The 14851-nt window shown below is 67.0% G+C and carries 11 protein-coding genes; 2 read left to right on the top strand and 9 right to left on the bottom strand.

Features of this window, described 5'->3' with window-relative positions; genetic code table 11:
- Positions 1–9: 9 nt before the first annotated feature.
- Positions 10–1638, top strand: a complete 1629-nt coding sequence (locus AB4Y80_RS01880; protein WP_442211599.1) for an AMP-binding protein — start codon at positions 10–12, stop codon at positions 1636–1638.
- On the opposite strand, the gene AB4Y80_RS01875 is transcribed toward AB4Y80_RS01880, so the two are convergent.
- The 5 genes from AB4Y80_RS01875 to nrdH all read right to left on the bottom strand — a co-directional run bounded on the left by AB4Y80_RS01875 (position 1635) and on the right by nrdH (position 6763).
- Entirely contained in the window at positions 1635–2168 is a 534-nt protein-coding gene (locus tag AB4Y80_RS01875) for an NUDIX domain-containing protein (protein ID WP_442211598.1), read from the bottom strand. The genes AB4Y80_RS01880 and AB4Y80_RS01875 overlap by 4 nt on opposite strands.
- Before the next feature lie 4 nt (positions 2169–2172).
- On the bottom strand, positions 2173–3150 hold the full coding sequence (gene nrdF, locus AB4Y80_RS01870; protein WP_442211597.1) for a class 1b ribonucleoside-diphosphate reductase subunit beta: 978 nt from the start codon (positions 3148–3150) through the stop codon (positions 2173–2175).
- 631 nt (positions 3151–3781) lie between these two features.
- Complete coding sequence (gene nrdE, locus AB4Y80_RS01865; protein WP_442211704.1) at positions 3782–5902, bottom strand: class 1b ribonucleoside-diphosphate reductase subunit alpha; 2121 nt, start codon at positions 5900–5902, stop codon at positions 3782–3784.
- Positions 5903–5916: 14 nt separating this feature from the next.
- The gene (nrdI, locus tag AB4Y80_RS01860; protein ID WP_442211596.1) at positions 5917–6393 is read right to left on the bottom strand and encodes a class Ib ribonucleoside-diphosphate reductase assembly flavoprotein NrdI; all 477 of its coding nucleotides are present in this window, start codon (positions 6391–6393) and stop codon (positions 5917–5919) included.
- Between the two features lie 124 nt (positions 6394–6517).
- Complete coding sequence (gene nrdH, locus AB4Y80_RS01855; RefSeq protein ID WP_442211595.1) at positions 6518–6763, bottom strand: glutaredoxin-like protein NrdH; 246 nt, start codon at positions 6761–6763, stop codon at positions 6518–6520.
- Between the two features lie 473 nt (positions 6764–7236).
- On the opposite strand from nrdH, the gene AB4Y80_RS01850 reads away from it, so the two are divergent.
- Positions 7237–8169 carry a LysR family transcriptional regulator gene (locus tag AB4Y80_RS01850; protein WP_442211594.1) on the top strand — a complete coding sequence of 311 codons (933 nt, stop codon included), beginning with the start codon at positions 7237–7239 and terminating at the stop codon, positions 8167–8169.
- Between the two features lie 12 nt (positions 8170–8181).
- Here AB4Y80_RS01850 and AB4Y80_RS01845 read toward each other — a convergent pair whose 3' ends face one another.
- From AB4Y80_RS01845 to AB4Y80_RS01830, 4 genes are all read right to left on the bottom strand, one after another.
- A complete protein-coding gene (locus AB4Y80_RS01845) occupies positions 8182–9645 on the bottom strand; it encodes an aldehyde dehydrogenase family protein (protein ID WP_442211593.1) in 1464 nt (487 codons plus the stop codon).
- Between the two features lie 26 nt (positions 9646–9671).
- Positions 9672–11264, bottom strand: coding sequence for an HNH endonuclease (locus AB4Y80_RS01840; RefSeq protein WP_442211592.1), 1593 nt, complete (start codon positions 11262–11264; stop codon positions 9672–9674).
- 183 nt (positions 11265–11447) lie between these two features.
- On the bottom strand, positions 11448–13772 hold the full coding sequence (metE, locus tag AB4Y80_RS01835; protein WP_442211591.1) for a 5-methyltetrahydropteroyltriglutamate--homocysteine S-methyltransferase: 2325 nt from the start codon (positions 13770–13772) through the stop codon (positions 11448–11450).
- Between the two features lie 53 nt (positions 13773–13825).
- On the bottom strand, positions 13826–14788 hold the full coding sequence (locus AB4Y80_RS01830) for a methylenetetrahydrofolate reductase (RefSeq protein WP_442211590.1): 963 nt from the start codon (positions 14786–14788) through the stop codon (positions 13826–13828).
- Positions 14789–14851: the final 63 nt, after the last annotated feature.

The following is a 14851-nucleotide window of genomic DNA, read 5'->3' as shown; positions in this document are numbered from 1 at the left end:
CATTCTCACATGACGACCACAGCTACCTCCTACACGTCCGGAACCTCCACCACCCCGTTACTGGGCGAGACGATCGGCGGCAACTTCGCCCGGACCGCCGCACGCTTCCCCGACCGGGAAGCCCTGGTGGACACGCCGTCGGGCCGGCGGTGGAGCTATGCGCAGCTGGACGGCGACATTGACGCGTTGGCGCGCGGATTGCTTGCCGCCGGCGTCACCCAGGGCGACCGGGTGGGCATCTGGGCGCCCAATGTGCCCGAGTGGGTGCTCATCCAGTACGCCACGGCGAAGATCGGCGCCATCCTGGTCAACGTCAACCCCTCCTACCGCGTCCACGAGCTCAGGTACGCCGTGCAGCAGTCCGGGATGCGCATGATCGTCGCCCTGCCGGAGTTCCGCGGGTCCGACTACGCGGCCATGATCGAGGCGGTGCGCCCGGAGTGCCCCGGGCTGACCGAGGTGGTCTATATCGGCGGCGGGTCCTGGGACGCGCTCGTGGCGGGCGGGGCCGCGGTGCCGGCGGACGCCGTCGGGCAGGCCATGGCCCGGCTGGGCACCGACGATCCCATCAACATCCAGTACACCTCCGGCACCACCGGGTCCCCCAAGGGCGCCACCCTCAGCCACCACAACATCCTCAACAACGGCTTCTTCGTCACGGAGACCATCAACTTCACCGAGGCGGACCGCCTGTGCGTCCCGGTGCCGTTCTACCACTGCTTCGGCATGGTGATGTGCAATCTCGGCGCCACCACCCATGGCGCCACGATCGTGATCCCGGCGCCGTCCTTTGACGCCGCCGCCACGCTGCGGGCCGTCCAGGACGAACGCTGCACGGCCCTGTACGGGGTGCCGACCATGTTCATTGCCGAACTCAACCTGCCCGACTTCCCCTCCTATGACCTCTCGAGCCTGCGCACCGGGATCATGGCCGGCTCGCCCTGCCCGGTGGAGGTCATGAAGCGGTGCATGACGGAGATGCACATGGGCGAGGTCTCCATCGCCTACGGCATGACGGAGACCTCGCCCGTGTCGATGCAGACCCTGCCGGACGACGACGTCGCCCACCGGACCGAGACCGTGGGCCGGGTGCACCCGCACCAGGAAGTGAAGATCGTGGACCCCGCCACCGGGTTGACGGTCCCGCGCGGGGAGCCCGGGGAATTTTGCACGCGCGGCTACTCGGTCATGCTCGGTTACTGGAACGACCCGGCGAAGACGGCCGCGGCCATCGATGCCGCCCGCTGGATGCACACCGGAGACCTGGCCGTCATGTACGAGGACGGCTACGTCAACATCGTGGGCCGGATCAAGGACATGGTGATCCGGGGCGGGGAAAACCTGTACCCGCGCGAGATCGAGGAGTTCCTCTACTCCCACCCGGACATCGCCGATGTCCAGGTCATCGGCGTCCCCGATGAAAAATACGGCGAGGAACTGTGCGCCTGGGTGCTTATGAAGGCCGGCGCGGAACCCCTGGATGCGGCCGCCGTGGCCGCATTCTGCGAGGGGCGCCTCTCCCGGCACAAGGTGCCCCGCTACGTGCTGGTGGTGGACGAGTTCCCCATGACCGTCACCGGCAAGGTGCGCAAGATGGACATGCGCCGGCGCACGGTGGAGTTGCTGGGGCTGGGCTAGTCCGGCAGGCGGCGGCGGAGCCCGGGCCAGGCTTTTTCAAAGCCGGGGTGCAGCGCCAGCCGGGCGACGCCGTCGACCGCCACCCACTCCAGGGCCAGGCTTTCGGGGTCGCTGATGGTCGGCTCAAAGGGGGAAACGGCCTGCACGGCCACCGTGGTATAGCTCCAATAGCCGACGTCGAACACGGAGGTGAACAACAGCTCCAAGATTTCCCCCGGCACGCCGGCTTCCTCCCGGGCCTCGCGCAGTGCCCCGGTCACGGCGTCCTCACCTTCGTGCAGGGCGCCGCCGGGCAGCCCCCACGTGCCGCCGTGATGGGACCAGAGGGCCCGGTGCTGGAGCAGGACCCCGCGGCCGGCGTCGAACACCAACAGCCCGGCCGAGCCGAACCTGCCCCAAAACTTGCCGGCCTCCCCCTCGACCCAGGCGTCGCCGGGGTCGCGCGGGCCGGCGATGTGGCCGGGGCGCACAGCCGCCGCGGCATCCCGGACAAACCGGGCTGCCGCGGCGGCGGATTTTTCTGTTGCCAACGGGTCAGAAGTCCCAGTCGGCGTCTTCGGTGTTGACGGCCTTGCCGATCACGTAGGAGGAGCCGGAGCCGGAGAAGAAGTCGTGGTTCTCGTCGGCATTCGGGGACAGCGCGGAGAGGATGGCCGGGTTCACGTCGGTGACGGCGGCCGGGAACATGGCCTCGTAGCCGAGGTTCATCAGCGCCTTGTTGGCGTTGTAGTGCAGGAACTTCTTGACGTCCTCGGCCAGGCCCACGGAGTCATAGAGATCGTGCGTGTACTGGACCTCGTTTTCGTAGAGCTCAAACATGAGCTCGAAGGTGTATTCCTTCAGCTCCGCCTTGCGCTCCTCGGACAGACTCTCCAGGCCCTTCTGGTACTTGTAGCCGATGTAGTAGCCGTGCACAGCCTCGTCACGGATGATCAGGCGAATCAGGTCGGCCGTGTTGGTCAGCTTGGCCCGCGAGGACCAGTACATGGGCAGATAGAAGCCGGAGTAGAAGAGGAAGGACTCCAACAGCGTCGAGGCGATCTTGCGCTTGAGCGGGTCGTCGCCGTAGTAGTAGGACTCAATGATCTGCGCTTTCTTTTGCAGGTTCACGTTCTCCACCGACCAGCGGAAGGCCTCGTCGATTTCCTTCGTGGAGCAAAGCGTGGAGAAAATCGAGGAGTAGCTCTTGGCGTGCACCGACTCCATGAACGCAATGTTCGTATAGACGGCCTCCTCGTGCGGGGTGATGGCGTCCGGGATCAGCGAGACGGCGCCCACCGTGCCCTGCAGGGTGTCCAGCAGGGTCAGGCCGGTGAACACGCGCATGGTCAGCAGCTGCTCCTCCGGGGTCAGCGTGGCCCACGACTGGATGTCGTTGGACAGCGGCACCTTCTCCGGCAGCCAGAAGTTGTTGACCAGGCGGTTCCAGACGTCCACGTCCTTCTCGTCCTCGATGCGGTTCCAGTTGATGGCCACAACGTGGCTCGCCAACTTCAGCTTTTCCGGTGTCATGTTTCCTTCTCGGGCAGTTTGGACTGATTCCCTTAAACCATACCTACACATTGCCTTGAACCGAACCAAAATAGACGCCGTTCATTGTACGAGTATCCGCACATTTTCGGGCCTTCCAAGCAGGGGTAAGCGGCAGTTCATGGCCTTCCATGCACTGCCGCTCGCCCCGCCTGGAACACTTCCTGAGAAGTGAAATTAATCTATTACTTCGACTCTTTTACAGTCTTACTCGGGTGTGACTTTCCGTACTTCTCGGTAACGTAGCGGCCAGTTTTTGCGCTGCGATATGAACCTTTGGCCATAATCGGCGATCCTCCTTTCGTTGAGTCTTAGTCAATTGATCCAACGGCCCGGCTATCGGGGCCGGACAATGATGCGGATCGTGCGGCATGTCGTATGCCGGATGACTGGGGTCATCGTAAATTCCTTCCTTGGGGCTATGCCCGGAAGGAGCGCCTTCGACAGAAAGCGGACTGCTCCTATAGACTCAACATTCCAAGGGATTGGAAATGTCTCGGTCTCCGGGACTTTGAAGGGCCACGCTTTGCCGAGCTTGGCCCTTCAATTCTTTAAATCCCTACTGCGCTCGACGGCGGAAGGTCCCGCCGTCGTGTTCTTCAGTTATGTGGTGCTACAGCATGCAGGAGACGCAACCCTCCACCTCGGTCCCTTCCAGCGCGAGCTGGCGGAGCCGGATGTAGTAGATGGTCTTGATGCCCTTGCGCCAGGCGTAGATCTGCGCCTTGTTGATGTCACGCGTGGTGGCGGTGTCCTTGAAGAACAACGTCAGGGACAGGCCCTGATCAACGTGCTGGGTGGCCGCGGCGTAGGTGTCGATGATCTTCTCGAAGCCGATCTCGTACGCGTCCTGGTAGTACTCCAGGTTGTCGTTGGTCAGGTACGGGGCCGGGTAGTACACGCGCCCGAGCTTGCCCTCCTTGCGGATCTCGATCTTCGAGGCCACCGGGTGGATGGACGAGGTCGAATTGTTGATGTAGCTGATGGAGCCGGTGGGCGGGACGGCCTGCAGGTTCTGGTTGTAGATCCCGTGCTCCATGACGGAGTCCTTCAGCGCGCGCCAGTCATCCTGGGTGGGGATGTGGATGCCGTCGAACAACTCGGCCACCCGGGCGGTCTGGGGCACCCATTCGGCATCCGTGTACTTGTCGAAAAACTCGCCCGTGGCGTACTTGGACTTCTCGAAGCCGGCGAACGTGGATCCGGTCTCCATGGCGATCAGGTTCGACGCCCGGATGCAGTGGTACACCACGGTGTAGAAGTAGATGTTGGTGAAGTCCAGGCCCTCCTCGGAGCCGTAGTGGATCCGTTCCCGGGCCAGGTAGCCGTGCAGGTTCATCTGGCCCAGGCCGATGGCATGCGATTGGTCATTGCCCCTGGCGATGGAGGGCACGCTGGTGATGTTGGACATGTCCGAGACGGCCGTCAGGGTGCGGATGGACGTCTCGATGGTGCTGCCCAGGTCCGGCGAGTCCATGGTCTTGGCAATGTTCAGCGAGCCCAGGTTGCAGGAGATGTCCTTGCCGGTCTCGGCGTAGGAGAGGTCGTCGTGGTAGCTGGTCGGCTGGGAAACCTGGAGGATTTCCGAGCACAGGTTGCTCATGATGATCTTGCCGTCGATCGGGTTGGCCCGGTTCACCGTGTCCTCAAACATGATGTACGGGTAGCCGGATTCAAACTGGATCTCGGCGAGGGTCTGGAAGAACTCGCGGGCCTTGATCTTGGTCTTCTTGATCCGCGAGTCATCGACCATCTCGTAGTACTTCTCGGTGACCGAAATGTCGGAGAACGGCACGCCGTAGACTTTTTCGACGTCGTACGGGGAGAACAGGTACATGTCCTCGTCGCGCTTGGCCAGGTCGAAGGTGATGTCCGGGACCACCACGCCCAGGGACAGGGTCTTGATGCGCACCTTCTCATCGGCGTTCTCCCGCTTCGTGTCCAGGAAGCGGTTGATGTCCGGGTGGTGGGCGTGCAGGTACACCGCGCCGGCACCCTGGCGGGCCCCGAGCTGGTTGGCGTAGGAGAAGCTGTCCTCCAGGAGCTTCATAACGGGAATGACGCCGGAGGACTGGTTCTCGATCTGCTTGATGGGGGCGCCCACCTCGCGGATGTTCGTCAGCGCGAAGGCCACGCCGCCGCCGCGCTTGGACAGTTGCAGGGCGGAGTTGATGGAGCGGCCGATGGACTCCATGTTGTCCTCGATGCGCAGCAGGAAGCAGGAGACCAGCTCGCCGCGCTGGCGCTTGCCGGCGTTGAGGAAGGTGGGGGTGGCGGGCTGGAAGCGGCCCTCGATGATCTCATCGACCATCTTCAGGGCCAGCTTCTCGTCGCCGCGGGCCAGGTGCAGGGCCACCATGCACACGCGGTCCTCGTAGCGTTCCAGGAAGCGGTTGCCGTCAAAGGTCTTCAGAGTGTAGGACGTGTAGAACTTGAACGCGCCCAGGAAGGTCTCGAAGCGGAACTTCTTCTTGTACGCGTGGTGGTACAGGTCCCGGATGAAGTTCATCGTGTACTGGTCGAGGGTTTCCCGCTCGTAGTACTCGTTCTTCACCAGGTAGTCCAGCTTCTCCTCCAGGTCGTGGAAGAACACGGTGTTGTTGTTCACGTGCTGGAGGAAGTACTGGCGGGCGGCGGCCCGGTCGGCGTCAAACTGGATCTCGCCGTCGGCGTTGTACAAATTCAGCATGGCGTTCAGCTCGTGATAGCCCAATCCCTCCCATGCTGCCGGCATGGCCTTGGCTGCCTTCACTGGCTTGTCTTGTTCTGCGACAATCGTGTCCAAAATTCTTCCAATCCTTCGTGAACGCGGTCCACGTCTTCCGACGTGCCCATCAGTTCAAAACGGTAGAGATGCGGTACCTTGCATTTGACCGAGATGATGTCCCCGGCCAGACAATACGTTTCGCCAAAGTTCGTGTTCCCGGCGCCGATGACGCCGCGAATCAGGCCCCGGTTCTGCTCGACGTTGAGGAACTTGATGACCTGCTTTGGCACGGCCCCATGCCCGGAGTCTCCGCCGTACGTTGGCAGGACCAGGACAAAGGGTTGGTCGGCGATCAGGGTCTCGTCATGGGTGTAGACCGGCAGGCGTGCCGCATCCAGGCCGAGCCTCCCGACAAACCTGTGGGTATTCGCCGAGACGGAGGAAAAGTAAATCAACCGGCGGCTGGTGTGCCGCCCGATCGTCCGCTCGACAGCTCTTGCTGCTGCAACGGCTGACATTCACATCGCTTCCTGCGGTACTTACTTGCTGGTGTGGGGCCGACCAGTTAACGGTCAGCCCCACCTGTGTGCACTCGCGGCACGTGAAATTATCTGGCGGGCGGGACTACTTGCCCGCCGGCGGTCAGGCTACCGAAGATACGGCGCCCTGGTTGATTTCGGCGATCTTGTCCGGGCGGAAGCCTGACCAGTGGTCGGCGTCGGTCACGACGACGGGCGCCTGCATGTAGCCAAGGCCGCGCAAGCGCTCCAGGGCCTCCGGATCCGTGGAGATGTCCACGCTCTGGTAAGTGATGCCCTTTTTGTCCAGTGCCCGGTAGGTGGCGTTGCACTGGACACATGCTGGCTTGGTGTAAACCGTGACGGTCATGATCAAGATCCCCTTGTCTGAAAATACTGCTCTGGAAGAACCAGTTGTTGCCCCGGACGGCCTGCTCGCTGCCGTGCGGGCCGGAGCGCTTGCGTCGTGGCCTCGTCAGCGGTTTGGGATGCGATCCCATGGTTGCTCGGTGCTGTTTAGGTGGTGCTTGGTGTTGCCGAATTTCTGTATTTGATACTACATGTAGTGCAGGCTTCCGGCAGTGACCCCAAGATGATGTATTACAAGTATGTCATTTTATGCACCGTTCGTCCACAGCCCGGCGGGCTTAAAAGCGCCGAAAATCCAACGATTCGCCCCGGGATGTCCACAGCCTGTGGAGTACTTAAGCACTTAATTCACGACGGCGTGTCGGGGGACATCGGCGTGTCGCCGCCGGCTCCGTCCCCGGCGCGCGGTGCGGCCCCGTTGCGCCGCCTATGCTTACAGAAAAGCCCCGACCAGGATCCGAGAAGGAGCACGCGGTGATCAACCCGATCCATCTGAAAACCCTCCTGGAGGTGGTGCGCCGCGGATCCTTTGCCGGCGCCGCAACCCAGTTGGGATACACGGCCTCCGCGGTGTCCCAGCAGATGTCGGCACTGGAACGGGACACGGGAGTCGTACTCTTTCACCGCTCGGCCCGCAGCGTGCTGCCCACCGACGCGGCCGTCGTGATGACCCGCCATGCCGCCAAGGTCCTCACCGACATTGACGCCCTGTTGGCCGCCAGCTCCCGCACGGAGCAGGGCACCAGCCAGGAGTTGCGGCTGGGGATATTCCCCTCCCTGGCCACCTATGTGCTCCCCCGCCTGCTGCGCAGCCAGGAGTGGCCGGATCTGGGCATCAACTTGCATGTCTCCGTCGGTGAGCCGCAGCAAACCATCGCGGGCCTGCGCATCGGCGGCGACCTTGACGTGGCGCTGGTCTACCAGGTGGGACAGTCCGGGCTGGCCTGGCCGCACACCATCAACCGCCAGTGGATTGGCGACGACAACTTCCGGGTGGTGCTCCCCAAGTCGTGGGGCATCCGGCCCGGCGCCAAGGTGGCCGCCGCACAGCTCTCGGACATGCCATGGATCATGCACCATCCGGGCACCAGCGACGCCACCGTCATTGAGCGGCTCTTCGCCAGCTGCAGCCTCCACCCGCGCGTCGCCGCCTACAGCGATGATTTCAACGCCAGCTTGCAGCTTGCCTCGGTGGGCCTGGGCGCGGCCCTGGTCCCCGAGCTGGCCCTCCAGCACCGTCCGGACGACGTGGTGGTGCTGGACGTTCCGGAGATCCGGCTGGCCCGCAATATTTTTGCGCTGCTGATCAACGATAAGCGCACCGCACGCATCGAGGTGTTTGTGGACAGGCTGGCCGGCATTCTGCACGACCTCACGCGCACCAGCTCGCTGGAACCCGCGCCTTGACGCCCGCCCCCGTTAGCCCTTGCGGAATTTCCGGAGGGGCCCGGCCAGCTGCCGGATGAGCCGCTTCTTCACGGGCCCGAACGGCGGGTAGATGAACCGCAGCGTGTCCGGGGCGAGGGGCTTTTCCAGTACGGCCTTGTGGTGGGAAAACGTGTCCACGGAGTGCCGGCCGTGGTAGCCGCCCATCCCGCTGGCCCCGACGCCGCCAAACGGCAGCTCGGGGACGGACAGGTGGGCGGTCGTCACGCCAAAGCTGAGGGCGCCCGAGGACGTTTGTTCGGTGAACGCCCGCCGCACGCCGGGGTCCTTGCTAAAGACATAGAGGGACAGCGGCTTCTCGCCGGCATTGATGAAGTCGATGGCGGCCGCCGCGGACTGGACGGTCACCAGAGGCAGCACGGGTCCGAAGATCTCCTMCTGCATCAGCGCGGATCCAGCCGCGGCATGCACCACGGTCGGGGCGATGTAGCGGGTGGATGAGTCGGTGCGCCCGCCGATGACCAGGGTGCCCTGCGGATGGGCCGGGGCGGCCGCCAGATCGGTTGCGAGCATCCCGGCGACACGGCCAAACGCGGTGTCGCTGACCATTCGCCCGTAGGCCAGGCTGTGCTGGGGTTCGTCTCCATAGAGGGACCGGATGGCGGCGGGCAATTCCGCGGCCAGCTTCTCCAGCGCTTCCCCGGTGCCCAGGACGTAGTCCGGAGCCACGCAGGACTGGCCGGCGTTCATGAACTTTCCCCACGCGATGCGCGCGGCGGCCGTCCGCATGTCCACGGTGCCGTCCAGGTAGACCGGTGATTTTCCCCCGAGCTCCAAGGTGACCGGGGTCAGGTGCCTGGCGGCCGCCGCCATGACGATGCGTCCCACCCGGGCATTGCCGGTATAGAAGATGTGGTCAAAGCGCTGTTCGAGCAGGGCCGCGGCTTCCGGCTCGCCCCCTTCGACGATCCACACGGCCCCCGGGAGGTATTCGGGCACCCACCGGGCGAGTGCGGCGGAACTGTTGGGCGCCAGCTCGCTGGGCTTGGCCACCACCGTATTGCCGGCCGCGAGCGCGCCGATTACGGGGGCCAGGACCAGGTGTATGGGGTAGTTCCACGGCGCAATGACCAGGACCACGCCCAGCGGTTCCAGCACGACGGACGCCGTGCCCGGCCGCAGCGACAACGGCACGGTCGCCCGGCGGGGCTCCAGCCAGCCGGGCAGGTGCCTGACCGTGTGGGCGATCTCCCCGATGAGAAAACCCAGCTCGGTCAGCAGGGCTTCGGACGGGTGCTTGCCCAGGTCGGCGGCGAGCGCGGAGGCGAATTCGCCGCGCCGCTCCACCAGCATCCGGTTCATGGCCCGCAACCGGTCCAGCCGCCAGGACAGCGGCCGGGTTGCCCCGGAGTCGTAGGCGGCCCTGGCGGCCGCGACGTCCCGGTCGATGCGGTGGTCTCCTGCAGCAGCCGGCGTCCCGGCGACCTGTTCGCTCATGCACACAATCTACTCTTTCCCCGCCGTCATTCCGGCGGTGCCGTGCCCGGCAGCGGCAGCCTGCGGGCGCGGTACGTGTGGCCGGTGGGCGTCGTGATGGTGGTTCCGGGCGGCTCCCCGCCGCCCTCACCGTCCCCGCCGGTGGGCGTGCTCCGCCATCCCAACGCCTCCTTCGCCAGGTTGCAGGCCTGGCATAGGCCCTGGCCATTGGCGGGCGTGGTGGTCCCGCCGTCCGCGAAGGACTTGATGTGGTCGTAGTCGCGGATGGGCGCATCGCACCAGGGCGTGCTGCACAGCTGGTCCTGGTCAAACAGGAACCGCTTCATCCCGTCCGGGAAGAGCCTGCTCTTGGCGTCCATGGCCATCAGGGCCTGTGTGTCCGGGTGCGTGTACAGCCGCTGGAGCCACACCTGGGCCCGGCCGGCGGTGTTGAGCACCATTTGCCGTCCCAGGGGTGCGGGAATGGGGCCGTAGCCGGTCAAGATGGCGGGATCGGCGGCGCCGTCAAACAGGGCCCGGTCCGTCATGATCAGATCGAGCGCGATCCCCGACTCCCCCACGGCCGTGCACAAGTCCAGGTCCACCGCCGCGCCCGCCGAGGAGGTCACCGTGGTCCGGGCGTCGGCTCCGGGCGGGCAGAGGCCGTGGCGGGTGAGACGGTGCACCAGGGCGTCCGCCATCACTTGTCCCCTGGTTCGCCGGTCCCCGGCACTCCGGGCGGAGCCGGCCACCGCCGTCAGGGACTTCAGCACGCGAACGCCGTGCTTGAGGGGCAGCAGCGCGCTGAGGTAGGTCATGCCATCGGCGGCCGGTCGGAGAGTGACGCAGCGTTCGGATGCGGCCTTTTCCTGCCGCTTGACGAAGGCCGCCGGCTCCATTTGGTAGGCCAGCGCCTTGACGGCCGTGGCCAGTCTCTTGTTGCCCAGCATTTCCAGCTCGTCCGGATGGCCGGCAATGGCGGCGTCGACCCGGGCCCGCTGTTCGGGTGAGAGGAACTCGGTCCCGTCGGCAATGATGTGCGCACGGTAGTCATTGAGGACCCCGTGTGACCAGGCCGCCAGGGTTCGGGGCATTTCCTGCACCACACGGGAGGCCGTGGCCAGATGCCGTTTGCCCATCGCCGGCGATTCCCGCCTCGCCAGGGCGATTTGCTCGCCGATGCCGCGGCCGACGGCGGCGCCCTTCAGACCCGCCGCCACCTGCCGTGTTTTCTCCAGGCTCGCAAAGAGCACCTGGGCCCGGGCCTGCGCGGCGGACGCGGCATTCTTGACGTCTTCCAGTTGCCGGATAGCGTCGATCACGGCGGCCGCGGCGCTGTCCGGCCCCGGCAGGGTCCCCCGGGCGGCAAATACGGGGGGAGTTGCCGCGGCCAGCCGTTCCGAGGTGGCGAATTCCCGGGCGGCCCGGGCCAGCTCCCCGGCGTCAAAGGCGGCAGCCAGGACGGCCACGAATTCCCGGCACGGCCCGGCCACACCCGCAGACGGTGAATCGAGGCCGCTTCCGGCCCCCGCGTTGTACCGTGCCGCTGCTGCCCCCACCGCGTCGGCCCCCGCCGCGGCGGGCCGCCCGGCGGGGCCGTCCCCGCCGGGCGCTTCCGTCAACTCCGGTACGTTCACCACGCCCGCCTCAGTGCTGGTTCCGTCGGCGGGCCGTGCCCCGCCTGTCCCTTCGACCCTAGCGACCTGCGGGCCCGGAACCAGCCCCCAATCCCGGAAAGTGCACGGCCCCGGCGCCGGGTCCGCCTGTGGAGGAACCAATGGGAACGCGAGGACCGCCGCGGCGACCGCCATGGCCGCGGCGACCTACACGAGCTGGGCGCGGACCTCCCTGGTGGCGGCCACGAKGTTGCGCAGGGATTCCTCGGTCTCCGCATAGCCGCGAGTCTTCAGGCCGCAGTCCGGATTGACCCAGAGCTGGCGGGCCGGGACGTGCAGGACCGCGGTGCGCAGCAGCTGGGTGACCTCGGCCCGGCCGGGGACGCGGGGGCTGTGGATGTCATACACGCCGGGGCCCACGCCGCGGCCGAAGCCGTGGGCCTGGAGGTCGCCGACGACCTCCATCCGGGAGCGGGCGGCCTCGAGGGAGGTGACGTCGGCGTCCAGGCCGTCGATGGCGTCGATGATGGCCCCGAATTCCGAATAGCACAGGTGCGTGTGAATCTGGGTGCCGTCGGCGGCGCCGCCGGTGGCGAGCCGGAACGAGTTCACGGACCAGTCCAGGTAGTCGGCCTGGTCGGCGCGGCGCAGCGGCAGCAGCTCGCGCAGGGCGGGCTCGTCCACCTGGATGATCTTGATGCCGGCGGCCTCAAGGTCGGCGATCTCATCGCGCAGGGCCAGGGCCACCTGGTTGGCGGTCTCCCCGAGCGGCTGGTCGTCGCGCACAAAGGACCACGCGAGGATGGTGACGGGACCGGTCAGCATGCCCTTCATCGGCTTGGCGGTCAGTGATTGCGCGTAGGCGGCCCATTCCACCGTGATGGCCTGCGCCCGGGCCACGTCCCCCCACAGGATGGACGGTCGCGTGCACCGGCTGCCGTAGGACTGGACCCAGCCGTGGGCGGTGACGTCAAAGCCCTCCAGGTGCTCGGCAAAGTATTGCACCATGTCATTGCGCTCGGGCTCCCCGTGCACCAGGACGTCGAAGCCGAGCTCCTCCTGCAGCGCAACGACCCGCTTGATCTCATCCTTGATCAGTTGCGCGTAGTCCGCGGCCGTGATGGCGCCCGTGGCGGCCCGGGCCCGGGCCGATCGGATCTCGCCGGTCTGTGGGAAGGAGCCGATCGTGGTGGTGGGCAGCGGCGGCAGGTGCAGGGCACTTTCCTGGGCGGCCGCGCGGGCCGCGTAGCCGGAGCGGTTGAAGTCGGCCGTGGTCAGGGCGGCCAGGCGGGCGCGGACCTCGGGGCGCCGGACCCCGGCGGCCGCGGCGCGGGAGGCGATGACGGCGCCGGCGGCGGTGATGGCGGACGCGGACGACGCCGGGTCGTCCAGGTGGGCGGCCAGCGTCACCACCTCCGTGACCTTTTGGTCCGCGAAGGCCAGCCAGCCGCGGAGTTGGGCGGGCAGCGCAACCTCGGCGTCGACGTCGTGCGGGACATGCAAGGTGGAGGTGGACGTTGAGACGGCCACCCGCAGCCCGGCGGCGCGCAGGGCGTCCAGCTTGGCGGCGGAGGCGGCGAGGTCATTGCGCCAGATGTTGTGCCCGTCCACGACGCCGGCCACCACGGTCTTGCCGGCGAGCAGGGCCAGCTCCGCGGCGGAGGGAACGGCGCCCTTGAACACATCCAGGTGCAGGGCGTCAATGCTGGACGCGGCCAGCGTGGGCAGCAGTTCGGTCAGCGCCCCGTAGGGGGTGCTCACCAGGACGGCCGGACGGGCCGGGGCTGTGCGGCCGGCCAGAACACCGTAGGCGCGGGCGACGGCGGCCTGGACCTCGGCCAGGGGCACGTCCAGGTCGGTGACCAGGGCGGGCTCGTCCAGCTGCACCCACGTGGCGCCGGCGGCGGCCAGGCGGGCCAGGAGCTCGGCGTACACGGGGAGCACGTCCTCCAGGCGGGAGAGCGGGCTGAAGCCGGCCGGGGCGGCGTCGGAGGCCTTGCTCAGCAGCAGGAACGTCACCGGACCCACCAGGTAGGGGCGCGTTTGAATGCCCTTGTGCCGGGCGAACTCAAAGTCCTCCACGATCCGGTTGGACGTGACGGAGAAGGCGGTTTCCGGGCCGATCTCGGGCACCAGGAAGTGGTAGTTCGTGTCAAACCACTTGGTCATCTCCAGCGGCTGCTGCGCGGCGGTGCCGCGGGCCAGGGTGAAGTAGGCGTCAAGGTCCAGCACGCCGGCGGCGTTGAGGAGGTTGCCAAACCGGGCGGGGACGGCACCGAGGTGGGTCGCGGCGTCGAGCACGTGGTCGTAGTAGGAGAAGGTGGCGGGGATGGCCGCCGGCTCGGTCAGGCCGAGGTCAACGAGGCGGCGGGCCGTGACCAGCTGGATTTCCTTCGCGGCGGCGTCCAGGGCGGCGGCGTCAAGCTGGCCGGCCCAGTAGGCCTCAACGGCCTTTTTCAATTCGCGCCGCCGGCCGATGCGCGGGTATCCCAGCAGGGAGGCGGAGGGGAATGCGGGGGTGGTGTGTGACATGGAATGGATCCTTCGCGGTTTTGACGGTTGTTGGGTTCCGGGGCGCGGCAGTCTCAGGCCCGCACGAGCTGGGGCCGGACGGACCGCCGGACGACGGCGGGCGGGCGGGGCAGCTGCAGCGCCTCCAGCACGGCCAAGGCGGCGGCGTGCTCGTTGAACGTGTACAGGTGGATGCCCGGCGCCCCGGCGTCCAGCGCGTCCCGGGCCAGGCCCACGGTGGCCCGGACGCCGATCCGGCGGCTTTCGACGGCGTCGCCGGCCCGGCCCAGCGCGTCCAGCAGGGCCGGGTCCGGGGCGACGCCGGTCAGCGCGGCGAGGCGGTCCAGCCGGCGTCGGCTGGTCAGCGGTATGACGCCGGGAATGATGGGGATGCTGACCCCGGCCCGCCGGGCCCGGGCGACCAGGCCCTTGTATTGGTCGGCGTGGAAGAACACCTGGGTGATGGCAAAGTCGGCCCCCGCGCGCTGCTTGGCCAGCAGCACCTCCACGTCGTGCTCGATGCTCGGCGATTCGGGGTGCTTGGCCGGGTAGGCGGCCACCCCGATCGCCACCTTCCCGGCGCAGAGCATGGCCGAGCGCCGCTGTTCCACGCGCCGGATCAGCTCGACGAGGTCCCGGGCGTACGTGAGCGAACCCGGGGGCCGCGCCGTGGCGGGGTCCTGCGGGAGGTCCCCGCGCAGGGCCAGGATGCCGCGCACCCCGTGGTCGAGCAGCTCGGCGATGACCCCGGCCAGGTCATGGGCGGTGTTGCCCACGCAGGTCAGGTGCGCCAGCGGTCGCAGCGAGGTTTCGGTGAGCAGGCGGTGGAGCAGTTCGACGGCGGTGTCCCGGTTGCTGCCGCTGGCACCATAGGTGACGGAGACGTAGTCCGGGTTGGTGCCCTCCAGTTCGCGGATCGTGGCCCAGAGGGATGCGGCGGCCGTGGCGTTGCGGGGCGGGAAGAGCTCATAGGACAGGGCGACGGGGGTGGCGGCGGCCGGTGGCACGGTCGCCCGTGACGGGATGGGAGGGGACATTTGCGTTTCCTTGGCGTAGTCAGGTCAGGAACGGCAGCCACCGGGCACGGGCGCGGCGAAAAA

Origin of the sequence: Specibacter sp. RAF43 (genome assembly GCF_052114065.1) — a bacterium.
Classification (GTDB): domain Bacteria; phylum Actinomycetota; class Actinomycetes; order Actinomycetales; family Micrococcaceae; genus Specibacter.
This window is presented reverse-complemented; position numbering and strand designations above follow the sequence as displayed.